The sequence below is a fragment of the Streptomyces sp. LE64 genome (genome assembly GCF_052606915.1).
The window spans coordinates 1573062-1592737 of record NZ_CP199708.1 but is presented as its reverse complement, the minus strand read 5'-3'; the positions used below and the strand labels follow the sequence as shown (position 1 = coordinate 1592737).

Annotated in this window: 19 protein-coding genes; 9 read left to right on the top strand and 10 right to left on the bottom strand. The window is 72.7% G+C overall.

The features are described 5' to 3' along the window. Positions 1–4: 4 nt before the first annotated feature. The 3 genes from ACSMX9_RS07195 to ACSMX9_RS07185 all read right to left on the bottom strand — a co-directional run bounded on the left by ACSMX9_RS07195 (position 5) and on the right by ACSMX9_RS07185 (position 2008). Entirely contained in the window at positions 5–562 is a 558-nt protein-coding gene (locus ACSMX9_RS07195) for a hypothetical protein (protein WP_445400910.1), read from the bottom strand. A gap of 94 nt (positions 563–656) precedes the next feature. Beyond that, positions 657–923 (bottom strand): protealysin inhibitor emfourin, encoded by a 267-nt coding sequence (locus ACSMX9_RS07190; RefSeq protein ID WP_445400908.1) that lies wholly within the window; start codon positions 921–923, stop codon positions 657–659. Between the two features lie 20 nt (positions 924–943). Further along, the gene (locus ACSMX9_RS07185) at positions 944–2008 is read right to left on the bottom strand and encodes a M4 family metallopeptidase (RefSeq protein WP_445400906.1); all 1065 of its coding nucleotides are present in this window, start codon (positions 2006–2008) and stop codon (positions 944–946) included. A 386-nt stretch (positions 2009–2394) separates the two neighbouring features. Between ACSMX9_RS07185 and leuA the strand changes: the two genes are divergently transcribed. Both leuA and ACSMX9_RS07175 read left to right on the top strand, forming a co-directional pair. Beyond that, positions 2395–4182 (top strand): 2-isopropylmalate synthase, encoded by a 1788-nt coding sequence (leuA, locus tag ACSMX9_RS07180; RefSeq protein ID WP_445400904.1) that lies wholly within the window; start codon positions 2395–2397, stop codon positions 4180–4182. A 161-nt stretch (positions 4183–4343) separates the two neighbouring features. Next, the gene (locus tag ACSMX9_RS07175) at positions 4344–5051 is read left to right on the top strand and encodes a TerB family tellurite resistance protein (protein WP_445400903.1); all 708 of its coding nucleotides are present in this window, start codon (positions 4344–4346) and stop codon (positions 5049–5051) included. A gap of 27 nt (positions 5052–5078) precedes the next feature. On the opposite strand, the gene ACSMX9_RS07170 is transcribed toward ACSMX9_RS07175, so the two are convergent. Further along, positions 5079–5456: a VOC family protein gene (locus tag ACSMX9_RS07170; RefSeq protein WP_445400901.1), complete on the bottom strand. Its 378-nt coding sequence runs from the start codon at positions 5454–5456 to the stop codon at positions 5079–5081. A gap of 98 nt (positions 5457–5554) precedes the next feature. Here ACSMX9_RS07170 and recO point away from each other — a divergent pair, with 98 nt between their 5' ends. Both recO and ACSMX9_RS07160 read left to right on the top strand, forming a co-directional pair. Continuing rightward, positions 5555–6304 carry a DNA repair protein RecO gene (gene recO, locus ACSMX9_RS07165; protein WP_351238624.1) on the top strand — a complete coding sequence of 250 codons (750 nt, stop codon included), beginning with the start codon at positions 5555–5557 and terminating at the stop codon, positions 6302–6304. A 19-nt stretch (positions 6305–6323) separates the two neighbouring features. Next, on the top strand, positions 6324–7154 hold the full coding sequence (locus tag ACSMX9_RS07160; RefSeq protein WP_351238622.1) for an isoprenyl transferase: 831 nt from the start codon (positions 6324–6326) through the stop codon (positions 7152–7154). Positions 7155–7190: 36 nt separating this feature from the next. Here ACSMX9_RS07160 and ACSMX9_RS07155 read toward each other — a convergent pair whose 3' ends face one another. From ACSMX9_RS07155 to ACSMX9_RS07140, 4 genes are all read right to left on the bottom strand, one after another. Then, positions 7191–7634, bottom strand: coding sequence for a Fur family transcriptional regulator (locus ACSMX9_RS07155; RefSeq protein ID WP_445400899.1), 444 nt, complete (start codon positions 7632–7634; stop codon positions 7191–7193). Between the two features lie 117 nt (positions 7635–7751). Next, the gene (locus tag ACSMX9_RS07150) at positions 7752–8645 is read right to left on the bottom strand and encodes a metal ABC transporter permease (protein WP_366116279.1); all 894 of its coding nucleotides are present in this window, start codon (positions 8643–8645) and stop codon (positions 7752–7754) included. Between the two features lie 11 nt (positions 8646–8656). After that, positions 8657–9457 carry a metal ABC transporter ATP-binding protein gene (locus ACSMX9_RS07145; protein WP_445400897.1) on the bottom strand — a complete coding sequence of 267 codons (801 nt, stop codon included), beginning with the start codon at positions 9455–9457 and terminating at the stop codon, positions 8657–8659. Next, entirely contained in the window at positions 9454–10518 is a 1065-nt protein-coding gene (locus tag ACSMX9_RS07140) for a metal ABC transporter substrate-binding protein (protein ID WP_445400895.1), read from the bottom strand. The genes ACSMX9_RS07145 and ACSMX9_RS07140 overlap by 4 nt, the downstream gene beginning before the upstream one ends. 288 nt (positions 10519–10806) lie before the next feature. Here ACSMX9_RS07140 and ACSMX9_RS07135 point away from each other — a divergent pair, with 288 nt between their 5' ends. After that, entirely contained in the window at positions 10807–12189 is a 1383-nt protein-coding gene (locus ACSMX9_RS07135; protein ID WP_366116282.1) for a glycine--tRNA ligase, read from the top strand. A 224-nt stretch (positions 12190–12413) separates the two neighbouring features. On the opposite strand, the gene ACSMX9_RS07130 is transcribed toward ACSMX9_RS07135, so the two are convergent. After that, the gene (locus ACSMX9_RS07130) at positions 12414–13136 is read right to left on the bottom strand and encodes a polysaccharide deacetylase family protein (protein ID WP_445400893.1); all 723 of its coding nucleotides are present in this window, start codon (positions 13134–13136) and stop codon (positions 12414–12416) included. Between the two features lie 255 nt (positions 13137–13391). On the opposite strand from ACSMX9_RS07130, the gene ACSMX9_RS07125 reads away from it, so the two are divergent. From ACSMX9_RS07125 to dusB, 4 genes are all read left to right on the top strand, one after another. Next, complete coding sequence (locus ACSMX9_RS07125; protein WP_445400891.1) at positions 13392–14708, top strand: AAA family ATPase; 1317 nt, start codon at positions 13392–13394, stop codon at positions 14706–14708. A 3-nt stretch (positions 14709–14711) separates the two neighbouring features. Further along, on the top strand, positions 14712–15185 hold the full coding sequence (locus ACSMX9_RS07120; protein WP_445400889.1) for a hypothetical protein: 474 nt from the start codon (positions 14712–14714) through the stop codon (positions 15183–15185). A gap of 28 nt (positions 15186–15213) precedes the next feature. After that, positions 15214–16035, top strand: coding sequence for an alpha/beta fold hydrolase (locus ACSMX9_RS07115; protein ID WP_445400887.1), 822 nt, complete (start codon positions 15214–15216; stop codon positions 16033–16035). A gap of 335 nt (positions 16036–16370) precedes the next feature. Next, positions 16371–17531, top strand: coding sequence for a tRNA dihydrouridine synthase DusB (dusB, locus tag ACSMX9_RS07110; protein ID WP_445400885.1), 1161 nt, complete (start codon positions 16371–16373; stop codon positions 17529–17531). A gap of 15 nt (positions 17532–17546) precedes the next feature. Here dusB and ACSMX9_RS07105 read toward each other — a convergent pair whose 3' ends face one another. After that, positions 17547–19484 (bottom strand): amylo-alpha-1,6-glucosidase, encoded by a 1938-nt coding sequence (locus tag ACSMX9_RS07105; RefSeq protein WP_445402921.1) that lies wholly within the window; start codon positions 19482–19484, stop codon positions 17547–17549. Between the last annotated feature and the right edge of the window lie 192 nt (positions 19485–19676).

The window sequence follows — 19676 nt, the reverse complement described above, 5'->3', positions numbered from 1 at the left end:
GTGCTCAGTCCCGCGGCAGCTGGTTGTCCGGGACGGGCGGCCCGCCCAGCGGCTCGGCGGCCACGAGGGTCCAGGAGCGGTCCCTCCCGAGGCGGAAGACGAACCGGTGCTCCGCCACGAACTCCGTCGTCACCGCCTCGCCGCCGCCCGGGGGCGGCCGGTGGGTGAGGGCGGTCTCCTCGACCATCCGCGCGGTGGCGGTGTCACCGGTCACCGTGACCGCGTCCACGGCGACCGTGGACCGGGCCGCCGCGTAGGCGTCCTCCGCGTTCCGTGCGGGTTCCTCGCCGGACCGGGCGAGCTTCCCGAAGAGGACCTCCTCCTCGGCGAGCAGGGCCGGGCTGAGGCGCACCGGGCCGCGGCCGCCGTCGGCCGGCGCCGGAGGGTCCAGCAGGGCCCCCGTCCGCCGCTCGATGACGGCCTCGGCCGACCGGGCGAAGAGCTCCTCGGTGTCCTCGGTCACCGGGGTGTCCGAGGAGGTGTCGGCCGCCGAACAGCCGGTCAACGCCGTGGCGACGACACCGAGCGCGACGAACGCGCGCAACGAACGTGTGCGAGTCATGAAGTCCCCCTGGAGCGCAGGTTCTTGATGCTCCTACCCGCACAAGTGTGCCGTGCGACCGGGGGAAGCGGGGCGCAATCACGACTCGATCGCGCTAAGCGCCCTCCTTGAGGACCTTGCGCACCAACTCCCGCTGGGCGTTGGTGAGTCGGGGGTCGGCGCAGTACGCCGTGCGGCCGTCCACCGTGATCCGGTACTGGAAGCCGTCCGGCACCCCGGTGGGGGGCGCCGTGCGGGCGCCGGCCAGGGCGCGCTCGGCCAGCGCGTGCCAGGTCTCGGCGTCCGGGCGGTCGGTGGTGTCCACCTCCGCCCGGCGCTCGATCCCCGCGAACCCTCCGGTGCGCCGCACGACGATGCGCATGTCGGTGTCCCCACTCCCGGTCAGTTCGTCGGCACGCCCACCGACGACCAGGCCTTCGTCACGGCCTCCAGCACGTCGCCCTCACCGTACCGGGCGCTGGCTGCGGACAGGGTCAGCCGGGCGAACTCCGAGAAGTCGGCGTCCGGGGCCAGTTCGCCGCCGCTGAGGGTGTCGTACCAGACCTGGCCGGCGCGCTCCCAGGCGTTGCCGCCGAGTTCGGTGGCGAACAGGTAGAAGGCGTGGTTCGGGATGCCCGAGTTGATGTGGACGCCGCCGTTGTCCTGGTTGGTGCGGACGTAGTCGTCCATGGTGGCGGGCTGCGGGTCCTTGCCGAGGACGTCGTCGTCGTACGCGGTGCCGGGGGCCTTCATCGAGCGCAGGGCCACGCCCTGGACGTTCGGGCCGAGCAGTCCGGCGCCGATCAGCCAGTCCGCGTCCGCGGCGCGCTGGCCCAGGCCGTACTGCTTGATCAGCACGCCGAACACGTCGGCGACGGACTCGTTGAGGGCGCCCGACTGGCCGTAGTACTCCAGGTTGGCGGTGTACTGGACGACGCCGTGGGTCAGTTCGTGCCCGATGACGTCCACCGGGAGGGTGAAGTCGAGGAAGAGGTCCCCGTCCCCGTCGCCGAACACCATCTGCTCGCCGTTCCAGAAGGCGTTGGAGTACTCGCGGCCGTAGTGGACGGTCGCGATCAGCGGCAGCCCGGCGTCGTCGATCGAGTGCCGGCCGTACACCTTCAGGTACAGGTCGAAGGTGGCGCCGAGACCGGCGTGGGCGCGGTTGACGGTGGCGTCCCGGGTCGCCGGGTCGGTCTCGCCGCGGACCTTGCGGCCCGGCAGGACCTCCCGCCGCTGGGCGTCGTGGACCCGCCGGTCGGGCTGGTCGGAGGGGGCCGCCGGGCCGGGGACCGCGGCCCGCAGGGTGGTGATCCGCCGGCGGGTGCGCTGTGCGGCGTCGAGTTCCAGCGTGCGGCGCGCGAGCTCCGCCCGGGCGGCGTCGTCCGCCTGGGCCAGCTTGTCGAGGACGTGCGGGGGGACGACGGTGCAGAAGACGGGCTGGTGGCCCGTTCGCTGTGGTGTCATGACCGCAATGTGGCAGTCGGTCACTCCGATGTCACCACAAGTGACGGAGATTTGGCGAAAAGGAGTGAAGCCGAGGGGCGCGGGGAGTGACGGGCGGGGTCGTGGGCACGGGACGGGCCGGGTGTGGCGCGGGGGAGCGGATGCGGGCGCCGGCGCGGAGCCGGGGGTGCACCCGTCCCGCCCTCCTCGCACGTCCCGCATACTGGGACGAGTCACCGGCCTCGGGGCGGGTCGGCTACGCTGCACGAACCATGCGTTTCGGGCTGCTTCTCCTTAGCTGCCGCGGCGAGGGCCTGTAAGTCGTAGGCCGACCCCCTCCCCGCGGAGTTCGGTGTTGCGCTCAGCCGTCGGCCGTCCCCCGTGGACCAAGAGGAGCCCTACGCATCATGTCCAGCCCTTCCCAGCCCGCTGCCGGCCGTGCACCCGTGGGACGCACCACGCCGATCACCAACGCGACGCACTTCCAGCGGGCCACCACGATGCCGATCCACAAGTACCGGCCCTACGAGCAGGTCGACATCGCCGACCGCAGCTGGCCGGACAACCGGATCACGCAGGCGCCCCGCTGGCTCTCCACCGACCTGCGCGACGGCAACCAGGCGCTGATCGACCCCATGTCGCCGGCCCGCAAGCGGGAGATGTTCGACCTGCTGGTGGCCATGGGCTACAAGGAGATCGAGGTCGGCTTCCCGGCCTCCGGGCAGACCGACTACGACTTCGTCCGGTCGATCATCGAGGACGAGGGCGCGATCCCCGAGGACGTGACGATCTCCGTGCTGACCCAGGCCCGCGAGGACCTGATCGAGCGGACCGTGGAGTCGCTGGTGGGCGCCCGGCGGGCCACCGTCCACCTGTACAACGCGACCGCCCCGGTCTTCCGCCGGGTCGTCTTCCGGGGCTCCAAGGAGCAGATCAAGCAGATCGCCGTCGACGGCACCCGCCTGGTCGTGGAGTACGCCGAGAAGCTGCTGGACGACCGCACCACCTTCGGCTACCAGTACAGCCCCGAGATCTTCACCGACACCGAGCTGGACTTCGCGCTGGAGGTCTGCGAGGCGGTGATGGACGTCTGGCAGCCCGAGGCCGGCCGGGAGATCATCCTCAACCTGCCCGCCACCGTCGAACGCTCCACGCCCGCCACCCACGCCGACCGCTTCGAGTGGATGAGCCGCAACCTGTCCCGCCGCGAGTTCGTCTGCCTGTCCGTGCACCCGCACAACGACCGCGGCACCGCCGTGGCCGCCGCCGAGCTGGCCCTGATGGCCGGCGCCGACCGCGTCGAGGGCTGTCTGTTCGGCCAGGGCGAGCGCACCGGCAACGTCGACCTGGTCACCCTGGGCATGAACCTGTTCTCGCAGGGCGTCGACCCGCAGATCGACTTCTCCCGCATCGACGAGGTCCGCCGCACCGCCGAGTACTGCAACCAGATGGAGGTCCACCCGCGCCACCCGTACGTGGGCGACCTCGTCTACACCTCCTTCTCCGGCTCCCACCAGGACGCCATCAAGAAGGGCTTCGACGCCATGGAGGCGAGCGCCGCCGCCCAGGGCAAGACCGTCGACGACATCGAGTGGGCCGTCCCCTACCTGCCCATCGACCCCAAGGACGTGGGCCGCTCCTACGAGGCGGTGATCCGCGTCAACTCGCAGTCCGGCAAGGGCGGCATCGCCTACGTGCTGAAGAACGAGCACAAGCTGGACCTGCCGCGCCGGATGCAGATCGAGTTCTCGAAGATCATCCAGGCGAAGACCGACGCCGAGGGCGGCGAGGTCACCCCCGCCGACATCTGGAACGTCTTCCGCGACGAGTACCTGCCCAACCCGGACGACCCGTGGGGCCGCGTCCAACTGCGCACCGGCCAGTCCACCACCGACACCGACGGCACCGACTCGCTGACCGTCGAGGCCACCGTGGACGGCGCGGACACCGTGCTGAGCGGCACCGGCAACGGCCCCATCTCCGCGTTCTTCGACGCCCTCCAGTCCATCGGCATCGACGTGCGCCTGCTGGACTACCAGGAGCACACCATGAGCGAGGGCGCGTCCGCCCAGGCCGCGTCCTACATCGAGTGCGCGATCGACGGCAAGGTGCTGTGGGGCGTCGGCATCGACGCGAATACGACACGTGCGTCCCTGAAGGCGGTCGTCTCCGCGGTGAACCGCGCCGCCCGCTGACCCCGCGACCTGCGCATCCCCGGCTCCGGCCGCCCCCTGGGGCGGTCGGAGCCGGGTCGGGTTACGGCCAGCTTCACGTCGTGGGTACTGACGGCAGCGGGTTGATGTGGCTAACATCACGCCAGCACGGCGAGGTTGCCATGACGTTGCGGAGGTGTGGCGTGCTGCCGAACAAGGGACCCACCGGCCGCGGTGACCGCTGGAGCCGGTTGCTGGGGGTCCGCACCTCCTGGACGACCGTCGCGGACGGGACGTTCTTCTGCCCGGGCTGCGGCGGCGACCGCAACTACGAACGCCGCACCGGCCACCGCCGGTTCGCCGTGCTCGGCATCCCGCTGCTGCCCCGCGGGACGACCGGACCCGTCGTGGAGTGCATGACCTGCCAGGAGCGCTTCGGCACCGACGTCCTCGACCGCCCCACCACCGGACGGTTCGCCGCGATGCTCCGCGACGCCGTGCAGACCATCGCCCTCGCCGTCCTCGCGGCCGGCGGCACCGGCGCCCGGTGCACCGTCGAGGTGGCGCTCAGCGCCCTGCGACAGGCCGGCTACCGGGAGTGCGACGAGGAACAGCTCGTCACCCTCGTCGAGGCCGTCAGCGTCGACACCGGTCGCCTGCCCGGCCTCTACGGGGACAGCGGCCTCACCGGCTTCGCCATCGAACTCCACGAGGCCCTCGAACCGCTCGCCCCGCACCTGGCCGTCCCCGGCCGGGAGCGCCTCCTCTTCCAGGGCGCCCGCATCGCCCTTGCGGACGGCCCCTACACCCCCGCCGAGCGCGACATCCTCGCCACCGTCGGCCGTGCCCTGACCCTCGACCCCGAGGACGTCAACCGTCTGCTCACCGAGGCCCGGACCACGCCGTCCTAGCCAGCGGGGGACGCAGCGCCCCCGGGCTCAGTGCCGGACCAGACAGAACGGGTGGCCGGCCGGGTCCGCGTACACCCGCCAGCTCCGTCCCGGTCCGCCGGCGTCCAGGACACGGGCGCCGGCCGCGAGGACCGCGTCATGGGCGAGGTCCAGGTCCGGCACCGTGAGGTCGAGGTGGAGCTGTTGGGGGAGGGCCGGGTCCGGCCAGGTGGGCGGACGGTGGTCGGCGGTCCCCTGGAAGGCCAGCACCTGCCCCGAAGGGGTGTGCAGGGTCGACCACTGCGCGCTGAGGTTCCAACCGGCGTCGGGGCGGTCGATCTCGCCGCCCAGGAGCGCCGCGTAGAAGCGGGCCAGTTCGATGGGTTCGGGACAGTCCAGGACCACGCACTGCAACTCGGCGATCATGCCCCGATCGTAGGCCCGGAGGACCGTCGTCCGCGTGCTCGTTTCCGGTCCACGGGTCGTGGGCCGACCGGGTCCCGTGGTGCGGGAGAATGGTTGCCATGAGTCTGTTCCGGGACGACGGCGTCGTGCTGCGGACCCAGAAGCTCGGTGAGGCCGACCGGATCATCACCCTTCTGACCCGCGGCCACGGCAGGGTGCGCGCCGTCGCCCGGGGGGTGCGCCGCACCAAGTCCAAGTTCGGTGCCCGACTCGAACCGTTCTCCCACGTCGACGTGCAGTTCTTCGCCCGCGGCAGCGAACTGGTGGGCCGCAGCCTCCCGCTGTGCACCCAGAGCGAGACGATCGCCCCGTACGGCGGCGGCATCGTGGCCGACTACGCCCGCTACACCGCGGGCACGGCGATGCTGGAGACGGCGGAACGGTTCACCGACCACGAGGGGGAGCCGGCCGTCCAGCAGTACCTGCTGCTCGTCGGGGCGCTGCGGACCCTGGCGCGGGGGGAGCACGAGCCGCACCTGGTGCTGGACGCGTTCCTGCTGCGGTCGCTCGCCGTCAACGGGTACGCGCCCAGCTTCGGCGACTGCGCCCGGTGCGGACTGCCCGGCCCGAACCGCTTCTTCTCGGTGGCGGCCGGCGGCAGCGTCTGCGGGGACTGCCGGGTGCCCGGCAGCGTCGTACCCTCGCCGCAGGCCCTGGAACTCCTCGGGGCCCTGCTCACCGGCGACTGGCCCACCGCCGACGCCTGCGAACCGCGGCACGCCCGCGAGGGCAGCGGGCTGGTGTCGGCGTATCTGCACTGGCATCTGGAGCGCGGTCTGCGCTCCCTGCGTTACGTAGAGAAGTCCTAGGTAGGAGAGACGACCCCGCATGGCACGACGTGGATTCCTCGGCCGTTCCCGGCGCGAGTACAAGACCCCCGAGCCGCACCCGTCCGGTGCCCGTCCTCCCAAGCTCCCCGGCGAGCTGGTGCCCAAGCACGTGGCGGTGGTCATGGACGGCAACGGCCGCTGGGCCAAGGACCGCGGACTGCCGCGCACCGAGGGCCACAAGGTGGGGGAGGGCGTCGTCCTCGACGTGTTGAAGGGCTGTCTGGAGCTGGGGGTGAAGAACCTCTCGCTGTACGCCTTCTCCACCGAGAACTGGAAGCGCTCGCCGGACGAGGTCCGCTTCCTGATGAACTTCAACCGGGACGTCATCCGCCGTCGCCGGGACGAGATGGACGAACTCGGCATCCGCATCCGCTGGGTGGGCCGGATGCCGAAGATGTGGAAGTCGGTCGTCCAGGAACTCCAGATCGCCCAGGAGCAGACCCGGGACAACGACGCCATGACGCTGTACTTCTGCGTCAACTACGGCGGGCGGGCCGAGGTCGCGGACGCGGCTCAGGCCATCGCCCGGGACGTGGCCGCCGGCAAGCTGGACCCGGCGAAGGTCAACGAGAAGACCTTCGCCAAGTACCTGTACTACCCGGACATGCCGGACGTGGACCTGTTCCTGCGGCCCAGCGGCGAGCAGCGCACGTCCAACTACCTGATCTGGCAGAGCAGTTACGCCGAGATGGTGTTCCAGGACGTGTTGTGGCCGGATTTCGACCGACGTGACCTGTGGCGGGCCTGCCTGGAGTACGCCTCCCGGGACCGGCGCTTCGGCGGGGCGATCCCCAACGAGCAGCAACTCCTCACGGGCGGCGCCGGCTGAGGTGCCGGCCGGGACGGGGCGGCCCCGGCGGGCCGCTCAGTCCTTGCCCGACTCCGCACACTCGGCGCAGGTGCCGAAGACCTCCACGGTGTGGGCCACGTTGACGAAGCCGTGTTCGGTGGCGATCGTCTCGGCCCACTTCTCCACCGCGGGCCCCTCCACCTCGACGGCCTTGCCGCAGGCGCGGCAGACCAGGTGGTGGTGGTGGTCGCCGGTGGAGCACCGGCGGTAGACGGCCTCGCCCTCGGAGGTGCGCAGGACGTCGACCTCGCCGGCGTCGGCGAGGGACTGGAGCGTGCGGTAGACCGTGGTGAGGCCGACCGAGTCGCCCTTGTGCTTGAGCATGTCGTGCAGTTCCTGAGCACTGCGGAACTCGTCCACCTCTTCGAGTGCTGCCGCCACTGCCGCACGCTGGCGGGTGGACCTGCCTCGAACCGGGGCTGTCACGATGGCCTCCTCGCTGGTCTCCTGCCCGGCCATTGTGCCAGGCGCCGACCCCCCGGTGCGGAGCGACGATCGGCCGTCCGCCGTGTCCCCCGATTCCCTCCCGTTCCTCCGCGTCGCGGTGGTTTCCTCCCTGTTGGCGGCCTTCGGGCGTCAGCGCGAGGTGGGCACCGCGCACTCCAGGGTGCTGCCCTCGGCGCCCTCGGCGGACGCCTCCGCGGCGGCCCGGGCCCGGGCGCGGCGCCGGGCCAACGGGGTGGCGAGGAGGGTCAGGGCGATGAAGACGCCGATGGTGAGCAGGACGATCGTCGCGCCGGGCGGAACGTCCTGGTAGTACGAGGTCACCGTGCCGCCGAGGGCCACCGAGACCCCGATGGCGACGGCCACCGCGAAGGTCGCGGCGAAGGAGCGGGTCAACTGCTGGGCCGCGGCCACCGGTACCACCATCAGCGCGCTGACCAGCAGCAGTCCGACGACCCGCATGGCCACGGTGACCGTGACCGCGGCCGTCACCGCCGTCAACAGGTTCAGCAGCCGCACCGGCAGCCCGGTGACCCGGGCGAACTCCTCGTCCTGGCTGACCGCGAAGAGTTGCCGCCGCAGTCCGACCGTCACCAGCACCACGAACCCGGCCAGCAGGCAGATCGCCGCCACGTCCTCGGAGGAGACCGTGGACAGCGAGCCGAACAGGTAGGAGTTCAGGTTGGCGTTGGAGCCGCCGGGCGCGAGGTTGATGAACATGACGCCGCCGGCCATGCCGCCGTAGAACAGCATGGCGAGGGCGATGTCCCCGCGGGTCTTGCCGTACCAGCGGATCAGTTCCATGATCACGGCGCCCAGCACGGAGACGGCCATCGCCATCCACACCGGGGACGCCGACAGCAGGAAGCCGAGGCCGACGCCGGTCATCGCGACGTGGCCGATGCCGTCGCCCATCAGCGACTGGCGCCGCTGGACCAGGTAGATGCCCACGGCCGGGGCGATGACGCCGACGAGCACGGCGGCGAGCAGCGCCCGCTGCATGAAGGCGTAGTCGAGAATCTCCATGGCCGTCGTCCTCAGCTCAGCAGTCCCGTGCGCAGCGGCTCGGGGCCGTCCGCGTGCGGGTGTACGTGGTCGTGGCCGGGGAGCGCGTGCTGTCCCACGGCCTTGGGGGGCGGTCCGTCGTGCAGGACGCAGCCGTCCCGCAGCACGACCGCCCGGTCGATCAGGGGCTCCAGCGGGCCCAGCTCGTGCAGCACCAGCAGCACCGAGACGCCCGCCGCGACCTGCTCGCGCAGGGTGGTCGCCAGCACCTCCTGACTGGCCAGGTCGACGCCGGCCATCGGCTCGTCCATGATCAGGAGCTCGGGTTCGGCGGCCAGGGCGCGGGCGATCAGCACCCGCTGGTGCTGGCCGCCGGAGAGCGCGTCGACGGGGTCCTTGGCCCGGTCGGTCAGGCCGACCCGGTCCAGCGCTCCGCGCACCGCGGCCCGGTCGGCGCGGCCCAGCAGCCCGAACCGGGTGCGGGCCAACCGTCCGGAGGTGACGACCTCGGTGACGGTGGCCGGGACGCCGCTGGCCGCGGTGGTGCGCTGCGGCACGTAGCCGACGCGCGCCCAGTCGCGGAAGCGGTGGCGGGGGGTGCCGAACAGTTCGACGGCGCCGTCGTCGACCGGGACCTGGCCGATGACGGTGCGCACCGCGGTGGACTTGCCGGAGCCGTTGGCCCCGAGCAGCGCCACGACCTCGCCGCGGTGGACGGAGAGGTCGATCCCGCGCAGCACCGGGCGGGAGCCCAGGGAGGCCGTCACGCCGCGCAGGGCGATGACCGGGTCATCGTGCCCTCGGGTGTCGACGCGCTCGCGTGCGGTGGTCATTTCGCCCCCAGTGCGGTCCGCAGGGCGGTCAGGTTGGCCTCCATGACCTGGAAGTAGTCCTCGCCGCGGGAGCGGTCGGTGATCCCCTCGACCGGGTCGAGGACGTCGGTGCGCAGCCCGGTGTCGGCGGCGAGGGACTTCGCAGCACGGTCGGAGACCAGAGTCTCGTAGAAGACGGTGGTCACGTCGTCGGCCTTCGCGACCTTCTGGAGGTCCTTGATCCGGGCGCCGCTCGGCTCGGTCTCGGGGTCGAGGCCGCTGATCGACTCCTCGGTCAGCCCGTAGCGGTCGGCGAGGTAGCCGAAGGCGGAGTGCGTGGTGACGAAGACCTTGGTGCGGGTGTTGCGCAGCCCGTCGGCGAACGCCTCGTGCAGTGAATCCAGCCGCTTCACCAGGGCCTCGGTGCGGTCGCGGTAGACGGCGGAGTGGTCGGGGTCGGCCTTCGCCAGGGCCGCGCCGACCCCTTCGGCGACCTCGGCGTAGCGCACCGGGTCCAGCCAGACGTGGGGGTCGGGGCCCTCGTGGTCGTGGGCGTGGCCGTGGTCCTCGTGGGCGTCCTCGCCCTCGGTGCCGTGCTCCTCGGCGCGGGCGTCCGGCTCGCCGTGTTCCCCGTGCTCGTCGCCGTCCTGGTGGGCGTGGCCCTCCTCGCCGTGCGCGGGCTCCTCCGCGGGGGCGTCCGGGCCGGTCTTCTCCAGGTCGGTGAGGGTGGTGGCGTCGACCTTGGCGCGGGCCTCGGACTGCTCGACCGCCTCGTCCACGGCGGGCTGGAGCCCCTTCAGGTACAGGACGAGGTCGGACTCCTCCATCGCGGCCCGCTGCCGGGCGCTGACCTCCAGGTCGTGCGGTTCCTGGCCGGGCTCGGTCAGGGTGGTCAGCCGCACCCGGTCGCCGCCGATCTCCTCGACCAGGTAGCCGAGCGGGTAGAACGACGCCGTGACATCCAGCCCGGGCCCGCCGTCCTCCCCGGACGCGTCGGCGGCTCCGCAGCCGGTGAGGGCGGCGAGGCCGAGGACCGCGGTGGTCGCGACGGCGGTGCCGGGTATCAGGCGTCGTACGTTCATGACACTCATTTTCAACAAAACTGGAAACGATTGTCAATAAACCGCTCTGTCGCCCAGATCACTCGAACGAGACCTTGAGGGCGCCCGTCACCCGTGATCCACTTCCGCCCGCTCCGGGCGCCCGCCCCCCGGGACGGGACCCGGACGCCGTCCGCGGTCCGGCCGGCGGACTTTGGCGTTCGGAGTTGGCCCGGTCCGTGCCTGCGCCGTAACCTTGGGCATTCGCTCGGAAGCATTCGCTTCGCGCCGTCGTCACCCGTCGTCATCCGTCGTAATGAAGAGAGCACCGTGGCCGCCGACAAGATCGACACCATCGTCAGCCTGAGCAAGCGCCGTGGCTTCGTCTACCCGTGCAGCGAGATCTACGGGGGCCAGCGCGCCGCCTGGGACTACGGGCCGCTGGGCGTCGAGCTCAAGGAGAACATCAAGCGCCAGTGGTGGCGCTACATGGTCACGTCCCGCGAGGACGTCGTCGGCATCGACTCCTCGGTGATCCTCGCCACCGAGGTCTGGGAGGCGTCGGGCCACGTCGCCACCTTCACCGACCCGCTCACCGAGTGCACCTCCTGCCACAAGCGCTTCCGCGCCGACCACCTGGAAGAGGCGTACGAGGCGAAGCACGGCCGCCTCCCCGAGAACGGCCTCGCCGACGTCAACTGCCCCAACTGCGGCAACAAGGGCCAGTTCACCGAGCCCAAGCAGTTCTCCGGCCTGCTCGCCACCCACCTCGGCCCGACCCAGGACAGCGGCTCCGTCGCCTACCTGCGCCCCGAGACCGCGCAGGGCATCTTCACCAACTTCTCCCAGGTCCAGCAGACCTCGCGGCGCAAGCCCCCGTTCGGCATCGCCCAGATGGGCAAGTCCTTCCGCAACGAGATCACGCCCGGCAACTTCATCTTCCGCACCCGCGAGTTCGAGCAGATGGAGATGGAGTTCTTCGTCAAGCCGGGCGAGGACGAGCAGTGGCAGGAGTACTGGATGGAGCAGCGCTGGAACTGGTACACCGGCCTGGGCCTGCGCGAGGAGAACATGCGCTGGTACGAGCACGCGCAGGAGAAGCTCTCCCACTACTCCAAGCGCACCGCGGACATCGAGTACCGCTTCCGCTTCGGCGGCAACGAGTGGGGCGAGTTGGAGGGCGTCGCCAACCGCACCGACTACGACCTGTCCGCGCACTCCAAGGCGTCCGGCCAGGACCTGTCCTACTTCGACCAGGAGGCCGGCGAGCGCTGGACCCCCTACGTCATCGAGCCCGCCGCGGGCGTCGGCCGCACCATGCTGGCCTTCCTCCTGGACGCCTACGTCGAGGACGAAGCCCCCAACGCCAAGGGCAAGTTGGAGAAGCGCGTCGTGCTGCGCCTCGACCCGCGCCTGGCGCCGGTCAAGGTCGCCGTGCTGCCGCTGTCCCGCAACCCGGAGCTGTCGCCCAAGGCCAAGGGCCTGGCCACCGCGCTGCGCCAGCACTGGAACATCGAGTTCGACGACGCCGGCGCCATCGGCCGTCGTTACCGCCGTCAGGACGAGATCGGCACCCCGTTCTGCGTCACCGTCGACTTCGACACCCTCGACGACAACGCGGTCACCGTCCGGGAACGCGACTCGATGAAGCAGGAGCGGGTCTCCCTCGACCAGATCGAGGGCTACCTCGCCGCCCGCCTGATCGGCTGCTGAACCCGCCTCCACCGGGCCGGGGCATTCCGGCCCGGTCGGCGCACCCCCCCGGCCCCGGACCCGCACGCGCGGGAACCGGGGCCGGGCTCGTGTGCGCCGGCGGTGCTCAGCCGGACGTGGTGGCGCTGGCCGCCGACGTCCTCGACGATCGAGGGCGGCGGTGCGGCGGCGGCGTGACGTCTGCGCCCGGCCGAGCCCGGCCCGGACGGTCACCGCGGATCACCTCACCAGCGCGCCGCCCGGGCGTGGAAGGTCAGACCCGGCCACGCCTGCACCGGCTCCGCCGAGCGCACGATGCGGCCCGCGCACAGCTTGCGCGCGGCGAGCCCGTCCACGATCCGCGGGATCGCCGCCAGGGTGTTCGGCAGTCCGTCGTGGAGCAGGACGATCCCGCCCGGCCGCACGGCCAGCGCGTTCGCCACCACCGCGTCGGTGGGGATGCCGCTCCAGTCGACGGTGTCGGTCGTCCAGATGACCTCGGTCATCCCCAGCCGTGCCGCGTCCTGCCGGGTCCGGGCGTCGGTGCTGCCGAACGGCGGACGGAAGAGCCGCGGCGCCCGGCCCGTCTGCTCCCTCACCAGCCGGCTGGTGTCGCGCAGTTCCGCGAACGCGGCGGCGGCGTCCAGGGCGACCAGGTTCGGGTGCGTGTACGAGTGGTTGCCGATGTGGTGGCCCGCCGCGGCGATCCGCCGGGTGCCCTCCGGACGCTCCCGGGCCGCCGCACCGGTCACGAAGAAGGTGGCCCTGACGTCGGCGTCCCGCAGCGCCTTCAGATACGCGGGGGTGGCGGCGGTCGGACCGTCGTCGAAGGTGAGGGCCACGTGACCGGCCGAGCAGTCCCGCTCGGGGTCGTCGTCGGCCCGGGCGGTCCCGGGCAGCAACGCCACCGTCACCAGGGCGGCCAGGGCGGCACCGAGCCAGGCCCGCGGCCTGCTGTGCTTCGTCATGTCGTGCGTACCGTTCCTCTCGTCGGACGGGTCGCCGTGGTCGGGGGCGACCCCGGACCGGGTCCGGGCCCGCGCTCCTGACACGTGCCGCCCGGGGACGGACGTCCGTCCCCTCACGTGTCCGCCCCCACCACGCGGCCGGGTCCGCACGCCCGTGCGTTCCCGACCGGGTGCCATTGAACTGGAGCCGGCGGCACGGCGGTACGAGAACCGGGGATTCCGCCCGGACCCGGAGCCCCGGGTAACTTGGCCGGTGTGACCGCCCTGGCCATCGAAGAGGTCCGCCTCACCGCCTTCAAGAGCTTCCGCGGCGAGGCGTTCCCGTTGGCGCCCCTCACCGTGCTGATCGGGCGCAACAGCAGCGGCATGTCCAACGCCCTCGACGGCCTGGAGGTCCTCTCCCGGCTGGCGCGGGGCGAGGACATCGCGGAGGCCCTGGAGAGCAGGCGCAGCGCCTCGGGTCCGGTACGCGGCGGTCTCGCCGGGTGCGTTCCACACGGATCCGACCGGTTCTCGCTGGGCTGCACCGTACGGACCGGACGCGGCCCCGTCGACCTGGACGTGACGATCCAGGTGGAACCCGAGGTGCGGGTCGTCGAGGAGAAGCTGACCGGGCCCACTGCCCGGGGGCGCCGGGAAGTCCTGGTCAGCGGGGAGGCGAGTCCGCACCACGGCGACATCCAGGCGTCGTGGCACAACGGCAAGCGAAGCCGGAACCCCAGCGGCCCGTTCCGCTCCACGCGGCTGTTGACCTCGCAACTGCCGGCCAGGGTCTCCGGCGAGACCGAGGGGGAACGCGACAGCGTCTGGTGCGCCGAAGCCATGTCGTCCGCGCTCGTCGGCGTCTTCCACCTCGACCCGGTGCCGCACCTGATGCGCCAGTACGTCCACGCGCGGGACAGCAACCTCCGGCGCACCGCGGAGAACCTCTCGGCCGCGGTCGGAGACGTCCAACGCACCCGCCCCGAACTGTTCGCCTCGCTGGTGCACCGGCTGAGGGAGTTGGCCGACCACGACATCGCCCGGCTGATGGTCACCAAGTCCGACCTCGGTGACGTCATGCTCGCCCTCGACGAGGGCGCCCTCGGACTGACCCCCGCCCGGGAGATGAGCGACGGCATGCTCCGCTTCCTCGCCATCACGACAGCGCTGCTCACCGGCGGGGGCGGGCTGGACCTCGGTTCCCCGCCCTCGTCGGGCTTCGCGGAAGGGCCGTTCCTGATGCTGGTGGTGGAGGAGTTGGAGAACGGGCTGCACCCCACCCAGGCGTCCCAGGTGCTCCAACTCGTGCGGGACGCCAGCGCGGCCAACGGGACCCAGGTGGTCATCACCACCCACAGCCCCGCACTCCTGACCGCTCTCGACAACAGCGACCACGAGGGGGTCGTGGTCTGTTCGAGGGAAGCCGGGACGGGCCTGAGCCGACTCGCCCGGCTCACCGCACTCGACGGCTACCCGGTGGCGATGGCCGCCGGGCCCCTGGGCGAGGCCGTCACCCAGGGGCTCATCCATACCCGGGAACGCGCCGAGCGCGACTACGGTGACTTCGACCGACTGCTCGGGATCGGGTGACGCATGGCCCGCCGGGTGGAGTTCGTCGACACGTCGATCCTGTGCAACCTGCTGGAAGTGCCCGGCAAGTGCCAGGACCGTGACGAGGTGAGGGAGCAACTGCGGAGGAAGCGGGCCGCCCGCGACTGCGACCTGCTCCTCCCGGTGACCGCGGTCATCGAGACGGGCAACCACATCGCGCAACTCTCCGACGGATACCTCCGCCGTACTTCGGCGGAGAAGTTCGCGGAGGTGCTGCGCATGGTGGTGGCCGGTCGGGCACCCTGGGCGCTGAACGAGGTCGAGTGGAACGCGATGCATCTCAATGCCCTGGTCGACGGCGGTAGTTCCGGGATGACCCTGGTGGAACACGCCGTCAACGGAGTCGGATGCGGAGACCTGAACATCCTGGTCGAACGGGACCGCTACCTCGCCCGCACTTCCGGCGTGGCGGCCACGGTGTGGACGCTCGACGGAGGACTCGCCGCCCACGCCTGAGCCCGGGCCGGCCCCGTACGGTGGGCGGATGCCGAACGCAGCCGAGCCCGTCCGGTTCCTCCGCGCCCGCCTGGCCCTGCCCGACGGACGACGGCTGTCCTACCTCGACCTCGGGCCCGCCGGGGGCCGGCCCCTGTTGGCGCTGCACGGGCACCTCGGGGAGGGAGCCGACTTCGTCCCCCTGGCACGCCGACTGGCCGGCGACGGCTGGCGCGTGTTCGCCCCCGACCAGCGCGGGAGCGGCGACTCCGACCGGGCCCACCGCTACGACCGGGCCGGATACCTCGACGACCTGGGGCGGTTGCTCGCCAACCTGGGACTCGGGGAACGCCCCCTGCCCGTGCTCGGCCACTCCCTCGGCGCCGTCAACGGGTACCACCCGGCCGCCGAACGACCCGGTGCGGTCAGCGCCCTGGTGAACGTCGACGGGCCCGCGCACCTGCCCGTCGTCTCGCCGCCGCCGCTGTCCTTCCTGCGGGGGCTGCCGTACACGGCGCCCACCCGCGGCGAACTCCTCGCGGCCTGCGGCCCCTTGGCGCCCCTGTTCGAGCGGGGACTGCGCCCGCACCCCGAGGGTTGGCGGCTGGGCTGCCACCCCGAGGACATGATCGACTCGGACGCCCGGTTGCTCGGGGACCACGGGGAGGTCTGGTCGGCCTCCGAGTGCCCCGCGCTGCTGCTGCACGGCACCGCCAGCACCGTCCTGCCCACCGCGCAGGCCCGGGCGATGGCGGACCGGCGCCCCCGCACCGAACTGGTCGAACTGGACGCCGACCACTGGGTGCACCTGCGCCGGCCCGAGGAGTCGGCCGCGGCGGTCCGCCGGTTCCTGGCCGGCTCGTGCCACTGAGGCGGCCGACGGCGGTCCCGAACCCGCCGTCGGCGGTGCGGACCCCGTCGTACGAGACGGGAAGGAGGCAACCGGCCCGGTGATCGTCTCCGCCGGCCGTCTCGGCTCGCGACCGCCGCGCGTCGGACGGCCGCGGGCCCGCCCCCGCCGCGGTACCCGCAGATGACGCAGGAGCGACGTTCGGGCACAGCGGGTCACCGACCCGGGGGCCGTCCCGCGCATGATGGCACAGCGGGGCCACCGGCCCCGGCGGGGCGCCCGGGGACGGGACGCTCCCGCGGTGCGCGACAATGGGAGTGCCCCCGTCCCCGCACCCCTCGATGGTCGACACCGCGATGACATCCCCCGAGACCCCCGCCACCGCCCCGGCGCCCGCCCTCGCCATCGGCCCGCACCCCGTGCACCCGCCGGTGGTGCTCGCCCCCATGGCGGGCATCACCAACGCGCCCTTCCGCACGCTGTGCCGGGAGTTCAGCGGGGGCAAGGGGCTGTTCGTCAGCGAGATGATCACCACCCGGGCCCTGGTCGAGCGCAACGAGAAGACCATGCAGCTCATCCGGTTCGACGCCAGCGAGACCCCGCGCTCGCTCCAGCTGTACGGAGTGGACCCGGCGACCGTGGGCAAGGCGGTGCGGATGATCGCCGAGGAGGGCCTCGCCGACCACATCGACCTGAACTTCGGCTGCCCCGTCCCCAAGGTCACCCGCAAGGGCGGCGGCTCCGCGCTCCCGTACAAGCGGAACCTGTTGCGGTCGATCCTGCGCGAGGCGGTGACCGGGGCCGGGGACCTCCCGGTGACCATGAAGATGCGCAAGGGCATCGACGAGGACCACCTCACCTACCTGGACGCCGGCCGGATCGCCGTCGAGGAGGGGGTCACCGCGATCGCCCTGCACGGGCGGACCGCCGCCCAGCACTACGGGGGCACCGCCGACTGGGACGCGATCGCCCGGCTCAAGGAGCACGTGCCGGAGGTCCCCGTCCTCGGCAACGGCGACATCTGGTGCGCCGAGGACGCGCTGCGGATGGTCCGCGAGACGGGCTGCGACGGCGTGGTGGTGGGCCGCGGCTGTCTGGGACGGCCCTGGCTCTTCGCCGACCTCGTCGCCGCCTTCGAGGGCACCGGCGGCCCGGCCGCGCCCCCGCTGGCCGAAGTGGCGCGGGTCATGGTGCGGCACGCGACCCTGCTGGGGGAGTGGCTGGGCGACGAGGCGCGGGGCGTCATCGACTTCCGCAAGCACGTCGCCTGGTACCTGAAGGGCTTCGCGGTCGGCTCCGAGATGCGCAAGCGGCTCGCCGTCACCTCCTCGCTCGCGGAACTGGCGGAGGGACTGGCCGAACTGGACCTCGACCAGTCCTGGCCCGCGGGCGCGGACGGCCCCCGCGGGCGCACCTCCGGCAACAACCGGGTGGTGCTGCCGGAGGGCTGGCTGAAGGACCCGTACGACTGCGCCGGCGTCGGCGAGGACGCGGAACTCGACACCTCCGGCGGCTGACGGCCCGCACCGGCCTCAGCCTGCGCGGTCGCCCACCGCGGTGAGCAGGGCCAGCGGCGTCGCCGCGGAGCGCGACTGGCGCACCCCGGAGTGCGGGTGGGGCACCGGCACCGGATGGGTGTCGCGGGGATGGCCCGACAGGACCTCGGGCACCCGGTTGCCGCCCGCCCGGGCGGCGGCCAGCACCCCGCGCGCCACCGTGTGCGCCTCCTCGTGCAGCCCGTAGCGGGCCAGCCCCAGGGCGATCACCGCGTTGTCGTGCGGCCACACCGCGCCCCGGTGCGAGGAGAGCGGGTGGTAGGCGCCCTGCCCGGCGGCGAGGGTGCGCACGCCCCAGCCGGAGAAGAAGTCCGGGGCCAGCAGCCGCCGCCCCACCGCCCGGCCCTGCTCCTCGTCCAGCAGCCCGGACCACAACAGGTGCCCGGCGTCCGAGCCGAGGGCGTCCAGCGGCTTGCCGTGCTCGTCCAGGGCGAGGGCGGGGAAGTCGTGCTCGGCCATCCAGAAGTCCCCGGGGAACCGGGTCCGCAGCGCGGTCGCCGTCCGGTTCAGCCGGGCCGCGTACGCCGGGTCGGCCCAGGCGGTGCGGGCCAGGAAGGCGGCCCTGCGCAGCGCGTCGTACGCGTAGCCCTGGGCGCCCGCGGCCCGTACCGGGCCCGTCGCGGGGGTGCCGTCCGCGCGGCAGATCGCGCCGGGGGAGTCCTTCCAGCCCCGGCCGGCGGGCCCGGACCCGTCCGCGCGGTGGACCAGGTAGCCGTGTTCGGCGAGCCCGCCGTGGTCGAGCAGCCAGTCGACGGCGGCCCGGGCGTGGGGCTCCAGGCGTCGGGCGAGCGTGCGGTCCCCGGTGGTCGCGGTGTAGGCGCCGAGCAGCACCAGGAACAGCGGGGTGGCGTCCACGGAGCCGTAGCAACGGCCGTACGGCACCTGCCCGAAGTGGGCCAACTCCCCGTGCCTCACCTCGTGCACGATCTTCCCCGGCTCGGGGGCCTCGGCGTCGGCCTGGGTCGCGGCGAGCGCGGCGAGGGTGGCGGCGGCCAGCGCCGGCAGGTGCTCCACGCTGAACAACGAGGTCAGCAGGGCGTCCCGGGCGAGCATCGCGGAGAACCACGGGACCCCCGCGGCCGGTACCCGTACGTCCTCGCCGTCCGGGCCGGTGGCCGGCACCCGGAGCACGGCCAGATCGGCGAGGCCCTGGGCGCAGACGTCCACCAGGCCCGGCCATTCGGGACGCGGGTCGAGTCGGGTGCGCGGGGTCAACTCGTCTTGCAAGGAACGGAGTTCGCGGATCGCCTCGCCGGGGGACCCGGGTACCCGGGCGGGATGCGGGGCCCCGTGCGGATGGGCGGTGACCCTGAGCAGCAGTTCGACGGTGCCCTCCGGGGGCAGTTCCAGCGCCCACACCAGCCGGCGGGCCCCGGTGCCGGTCTCCTCGACGGCGTCCGGGGCGGGCGTGCACACGACTTCGGTGCGGGAGGCCCACTCCCCGCGGTGGTAGTCGAAGACCACCCCGTCCCCGGTGGCCCGGCGGGCTCGCACGGCACCGGTCTTGCAGTAGGTGCGGTGGTCGTGGCGGAGTTCGAACGGGTCGGCGAAGTCGGCGTCGACGGTCAGGGCCAGGCGCACCGCGGTGGGTACCGCCCGGTTGCCCACCACCCGCAGCGACTCCACCAACCCGTGCTCCGCGACGGCCTGTTCGCGCACCACGGTGCAGGAGGGCGGCTCTTCGAGGCCGACCCGCGGCACCAGCACGCAGCGGGCGGTGTCTCCGGGTTCCACCGGCACGAGCACCCACGGCACCGCACCGTCCACGGTGAGTTGCCAGCGGCTCAGGTGCCGGGCGTCCCGGACGAACAGCCCGTCCGGGGCGTGACCGGAGTGCGTCCCGGTGATCTCACCGCCGACCCCCACGGAGACGAACGTCCCGCCGTGCACCAGGACATGGCGCGGATCGGTCAACATCGGTGACTCCTTCGTCCCGTGGTCCGGCGGGTGCGCGGGCAGGCGGAGGCAGGGCGCCGGGGCGCCCCGGTGGTGCGCCTGCCGGGCGGGGCCGGGGTGGCGACCATTTAACAGGGTGCCCCGGCCCGGCGTGACGGTTACGGCGCGCGTCACACCCACCCGGTGCGCACGCCGGCGGTCGGGTCCCCA

Bases quoted from the DNA above. Each gene is read 5' to 3' on its own strand.
- ACSMX9_RS07195 (WP_445400910.1), bottom strand. From the start codon at position 562: ATGACTCGCACACGTTCGTTGCGCGCGTTCGTCGCGCTCGGTGTCGTC.
- ACSMX9_RS07190 (WP_445400908.1), bottom strand. From the start codon at position 923: ATGCGCATCGTCGTGCGGCGCACCGGAGGGTTCGCGGGGATCGAGCGC.
- ACSMX9_RS07185 (WP_445400906.1), bottom strand. From the start codon at position 2,008: ATGACACCACAGCGAACGGGCCACCAGCCCGTCTTCTGCACCGTCGTC.
- leuA (WP_445400904.1), top strand. From the start codon at position 2,395: ATGTCCAGCCCTTCCCAGCCCGCTGCCGGCCGTGCACCCGTGGGACGC.
- ACSMX9_RS07170 (WP_445400901.1), bottom strand. From the start codon at position 5,456: ATGATCGCCGAGTTGCAGTGCGTGGTCCTGGACTGTCCCGAACCCATC.
- recO (WP_351238624.1), top strand. From the start codon at position 5,555: ATGAGTCTGTTCCGGGACGACGGCGTCGTGCTGCGGACCCAGAAGCTC.
- ACSMX9_RS07160 (WP_351238622.1), top strand. From the start codon at position 6,324: ATGGCACGACGTGGATTCCTCGGCCGTTCCCGGCGCGAGTACAAGACC.
- ACSMX9_RS07155 (WP_445400899.1), bottom strand. From the start codon at position 7,634: ATGGCCGGGCAGGAGACCAGCGAGGAGGCCATCGTGACAGCCCCGGTT.
- ACSMX9_RS07150 (WP_366116279.1), bottom strand. From the start codon at position 8,645: ATGGAGATTCTCGACTACGCCTTCATGCAGCGGGCGCTGCTCGCCGCC.
- ACSMX9_RS07145 (WP_445400897.1), bottom strand. From the start codon at position 9,457: ATGACCACCGCACGCGAGCGCGTCGACACCCGAGGGCACGATGACCCG.
- ACSMX9_RS07140 (WP_445400895.1), bottom strand. From the start codon at position 10,518: ATGAACGTACGACGCCTGATACCCGGCACCGCCGTCGCGACCACCGCG.
- ACSMX9_RS07130 (WP_445400893.1), bottom strand. From the start codon at position 13,136: ATGACGAAGCACAGCAGGCCGCGGGCCTGGCTCGGTGCCGCCCTGGCC.
- ACSMX9_RS07120 (WP_445400889.1), top strand. From the start codon at position 14,712: ATGGCCCGCCGGGTGGAGTTCGTCGACACGTCGATCCTGTGCAACCTG.
- ACSMX9_RS07115 (WP_445400887.1), top strand. From the start codon at position 15,214: ATGCCGAACGCAGCCGAGCCCGTCCGGTTCCTCCGCGCCCGCCTGGCC.
- dusB (WP_445400885.1), top strand. From the start codon at position 16,371: ATGACATCCCCCGAGACCCCCGCCACCGCCCCGGCGCCCGCCCTCGCC.